Annotated in this window: 1 protein-coding gene; it reads right to left on the bottom strand. The window is 72.0% G+C overall.

Annotation, left to right across the window (positions count from 1 at the left end; genetic code table 11):
* Window positions 1-629, bottom strand: a 629-nt coding sequence (locus AWZ10_RS39780) for a hypothetical protein (RefSeq protein WP_208618637.1), incomplete at its 3' end; no start/stop codon positions are given.
* Window positions 630-914 lie beyond the last annotated feature (285 nt).

The following is a 914-nucleotide window of genomic DNA, read 5'->3' as shown; positions in this document are numbered from 1 at the left end:
TGCGCGGCGACGGGCAGCGCGAGCGACAGCCGCAGTGGTGCGGCCAGCCACCCGGCCACGGCCCGAAGCAGCCCGAAGGCGGCGCGTTCGCCGTACGCCAGCCACAGACCGCACAGCAGCGCGGCCAGCAGATGCGCGGCGAACATGCCGGACGAGGACGCGTACATGGACGCGAGCGAGGACATGAGCGACGAGGAGGACGCGGACGAGCCGTCCAGGAGGTACCCGGTGTGGTCCACATGGCCCATGTGACCGGCCGCGCCCGTGGGGAGCGTGTGAATCATGTGGGCGGAACCCATGTCCATGAGGTCCGCCGAGCCCGAGGGGCCCGTCGAACTCATCGCGCCCACAGGGTTGTTGGCGGCCATCGGGGTCGACGACTGCGCCAGCTCGAAGCCCCAGTGCAGGGCCGTCTGGGCGGCGACCACCACGGACGTGATGAGCGGGAGCCCGCGCTCACGTCCGGCCAGGCACCAGCCGACGGCACCGGTGGCGGCGGCCCCGGCGACCAGGGTCCACCAGGGGACATGGCTGCCGGACATCATCACGTGGCCCAGGGCGGCGAGCAGCACACAGACGGCCGCGAACATCGCGGCGCGTGTCGTGCGCGAACCCCACCCTGCGGTCATGGCGCCCCATCCTCGCATCCGGACACCGCCGTCGCCCCGTCCCTCTTGAGTACGGATTTCCACCCGCCGTCGCACTCACACCGCCGACTGTGATCTGGATCACCGGGGAACCGGCCATGTCGATGAGGCAGTCTTCTGCCTCGTGGGGATCCCTTCGCAACAGAACAGCCGTACAGGTCCGGGCAGACAGGCGGGTCCGGCCGACCCGGTGACGACCGGTTCGGCCGGAACGGCCGGTCCGGGTACGCCGTCCGGGCCGGGCGCGCCGTCCGGTCCGCTCGGCGC

Source organism: Streptomyces europaeiscabiei (assembly GCF_001550375.1).
Lineage (GTDB): Bacteria > Actinomycetota > Actinomycetes > Streptomycetales > Streptomycetaceae > Streptomyces > Streptomyces europaeiscabiei.
This window is presented reverse-complemented; position numbering and strand designations above follow the sequence as displayed.